The following is a 2,853-nucleotide window of genomic DNA, read 5'->3' as shown; positions in this document are numbered from 1 at the left end:
GTCTATGGCCAGGACCAGCGATCCGAACAGCGCCAGCTCGCAGTTCTTTGTCATGCTGGACGACGCCAGCTTCCTTGACGGGCAGTACACGGTGTTTGGAAGGGTGATAGAGGGCATGGACGTTGTGGACAAGATAGGCGCGTTGCCAAAGGTCGGCGGGAACGGAACGGACAGCGACCAGCCACTAAACCCCGACGACGCCAAGATACTGTCAGCAAGGATAGTGCCCCGCTAGAGCGAGCGCAGGATATCGTCGTGTATCAGGCCGTTGGTGGCCACGATGTCCAGCTTTTCAAACACTGGAAAGCTTGGCTTTATGCCATTCAGCGACGTCCACCGGCCGCCGGCTTCTTCCAGCACGAGCCCTGCTGCTGCAATGTCCCACATCGACAGGTCGTTGTTTATTGTGCCGTCGAGCCGGCCGGAAGCGACATACGATACTTCAAGGCACAGGCTGCCGAGCTTGTGGAACCTCCTTATTTTTTTCAAAATGTTCTGGTTGATGCGCTCAAACCTCTGTGGGTCGAATTTCGTGTGGTTGACGTTGAGGTATAATTCGTCGATATTGCGCCTCTTTGTGACTGAAATCCTGTTGCCGTTCAGGCGGGCGCCTCTGCCATTGACCGCGGTAAACTCCTCGTTGTGGTTCGGATCGACGATAACGCCCACCAGCGTCTCCGGCCCCTTGCAGAGCGCGATGGACGTGCAAAAGAACGGGATGCCGATGACAAAGCTTGCGGTGCCGTCCAGCGGGTCGACGACAAAGTAATAGCCGTCGCGGCCGACGCCGGCGTTCACCTGTTTGTCCTGCTCTTCGGCGACAAACGGCACGCCGGGGAACTGCTTTTTCAAATAAGAAAGAATGAGCGCCTGCGACTCGCCGTCCACCCTGGTGACGAGCGACCGGTCGTTCTTTACAGAGACGTTGTACGATTCTGAATTGCCAAAGTTGTCCTTGAGCAACTTGGCAGCCTGCCTGCCGGCGGCCAGCGAGTGTTTCAGGGCGTCGTGCAGTTCCAAGCGCATTTGCTGGTTTTGCAGCAGTGGTAATAACCGTTACTTTTGCAGCATGGCCGCGTAGATGAACGGAAGCAGCGTCGACGCCTCGCCGTGGATCGTCGTCTGCCTTGCTTTCGTGGTCACCTTGCCCCACGATATCGCCTCTGCCACCAGCGCGCCGGACAGGCTCCCGTCCCATTCCGGCGCCGTCGTGATGTAGACTGCATAGTCAAGCCCGCCCCGGTACTGGTTCCACCAGAGCGTGTGGTGCTTTGATATCCCGCCGCCTATCATGAATGCGCCGGATTTCTTGGCGCCGAAAACCAAGTCGGAAAGTTTCGTCTGGTCCTTCAGGATGTTTAGCTTGAAATCCTTGTGCCGCTGGTGGAACATCCAGATCTGGCTGCCGACCGCGCCGTCGACTATGCCCGGCACAACCACGGGGATCTTGTTCTTGTGGGCCCAGTACAGGAAAGACGACTTGCCCATTGTGCTGCCGATATAGTCCGTGATTTCATAGGTGGCGACGTCGCGGTGGCCGGCCTTGTACATGTCTTCCAGGCAGGCCTGCACCTTTTCTTCGATGAGCGGGCCGTACGCGCTCATGGGCACGAGCACGTTGCCGAGCCGGTGGATGTCCTTTTTCAAGAGTTCCTTGTCGTCCATGCGAAAGTCGCCTGCGTAATACTTGTCGTAATAGCGGGCAATGTCGTGGTCGAGCGCGCCGCAGGTCGTAGTCACCACGTCAAACATCTTGTTCTTCAGCATGTCGCGGACGATGCCCCGGGCGCCGGTCGACATCAGCGCTGCCACAAATGAAAGGAATTTCGTGCACTTGGCGTCGGCCTCCATCCTCTGCAGTATGTCGATGCCCTCTGCCAGGTTGCGCGACTCGAATCCGCCGGAATTTGCCATGCTTTTGAAAAGAGAGTTAATGTCAGTGTCCTTGTCGATAGCGTGGTCCCTCACTGCGCTGTGCAAAAGATCGTCTTTTTTCTTGCCGGCCATGGTGGCTTTACAGGATAGGGTAGGATAAAAATATGCGTGGACGGCTTTGAAAAATAAGAGGGATGCCCGACAAAGCGGGAGTTAGAAGTTCATTATCCGGAATCCGTCCGACATGAGTTTCTTTACGCTGATGTGTTGCTCAAATTCGTCGACGAGCTCGACTTTGCAGTCTTGGACAGAGCTCTTTGCGCCAAACGCCGTAGCGCAGAACAGGCATGCGCCTGATACCCTGTCTTTCACAGACTCGTACAGCGGGTGCGCTATGTGATCTTTTCTTGACAGTTCGGCGAGCCACTTGGTGCCGGTGCCGTCAAAGTAAAGCCGGACTTCGTCGCCCGCTTGTTTTAGTTCCTTGACGGTGATCATTGCATTTACCACTCTGCCCAGGCCTTCGTTTGTTTCCGTGTCTGCAAACACGAACGTTGCTATTTTTGCGTCTTTTTCACTTGCTGACATTTGGTAAGTATATGAAGAATAGTAACCATATTAACCAGAAAGTAACAAAATTGTAGGTAGGTGAAATGCAGGTAACTTGAACCCGTCTAATCTGAAAAACTGTCCTATACACAACACGTTTGATCTGATTGGCAAGAAATTCACCATCCTGATCCTGCGTGACATGATGCTATACAACAAGACGCGTTTTAACGAACTCTTGGACTCTGTTGAGGGGATCAATTCAAAGACCCTTTCTCTCAGGATCAGGGAGATGGAGCGCGACGGCCTGATCAAGAGGCATGTCTATGCCGAGATGCCATTGAGAGTAGAGTATGAATTGATGGAAAAAGCCAAGAATCTCAGGCCCATACTTGAGCAGATGGGAGAATATTCTACACGGTACTGCGC

The 2,853-nt window shown here is 54.1% G+C and carries 5 protein-coding genes; 2 read left to right on the top strand and 3 right to left on the bottom strand.

Annotation, left to right across the window (positions count from 1 at the left end):
* The coding region (locus tag ACREAY_RS11070) for a peptidylprolyl isomerase (RefSeq protein WP_431755830.1) at positions 1–235 on the top strand (235 nt) is incomplete at its 5' end.
* Here ACREAY_RS11070 and ACREAY_RS11065 read toward each other — a convergent pair.
* The 3 genes from ACREAY_RS11065 to ACREAY_RS11055 all read right to left on the bottom strand — a co-directional run bounded on the left by ACREAY_RS11065 (position 232) and on the right by ACREAY_RS11055 (position 2,463).
* Positions 232–1,020: an inositol monophosphatase family protein gene (locus ACREAY_RS11065; RefSeq protein ID WP_431755829.1), complete on the bottom strand. Its 789-nt coding sequence runs from the start codon at positions 1,018–1,020 to the stop codon at positions 232–234. The genes ACREAY_RS11070 and ACREAY_RS11065 overlap by 4 nt on opposite strands.
* A gap of 36 nt (positions 1,021–1,056) precedes the next feature.
* Positions 1,057–2,007, bottom strand: a complete 951-nt coding sequence (locus tag ACREAY_RS11060; protein WP_431755828.1) for a deoxyhypusine synthase — start codon at positions 2,005–2,007, stop codon at positions 1,057–1,059.
* A gap of 81 nt (positions 2,008–2,088) precedes the next feature.
* Positions 2,089–2,463 carry a DsrE family protein gene (locus ACREAY_RS11055; RefSeq protein WP_431755827.1) on the bottom strand — a complete coding sequence of 125 codons (375 nt, stop codon included), beginning with the start codon at positions 2,461–2,463 and terminating at the stop codon, positions 2,089–2,091.
* Positions 2,464–2,539: 76 nt separating this feature from the next.
* Here ACREAY_RS11055 and ACREAY_RS11050 point away from each other — a divergent pair.
* A partial coding sequence (locus ACREAY_RS11050) for a winged helix-turn-helix transcriptional regulator (protein WP_431755826.1) occupies positions 2,540–2,853 on the top strand: 314 nt, incomplete at its 3' end.

The organism is Nitrososphaera sp. (genome assembly GCF_050748925.1).
Taxonomy (GTDB): Archaea; Thermoproteota; Nitrososphaeria; order Nitrososphaerales; family Nitrososphaeraceae; genus Nitrososphaera.
This window is presented reverse-complemented; position numbering and strand designations above follow the sequence as displayed.

Bases quoted from the DNA above. Each gene is read 5' to 3' on its own strand.
- ACREAY_RS11055 (WP_431755827.1), bottom strand. From the start codon at position 2,463: ATGTCAGCAAGTGAAAAAGACGCAAAAATAGCAACGTTCGTGTTTGCA.
- ACREAY_RS11060 (WP_431755828.1), bottom strand. From the start codon at position 2,007: ATGGCCGGCAAGAAAAAAGACGATCTTTTGCACAGCGCAGTGAGGGAC.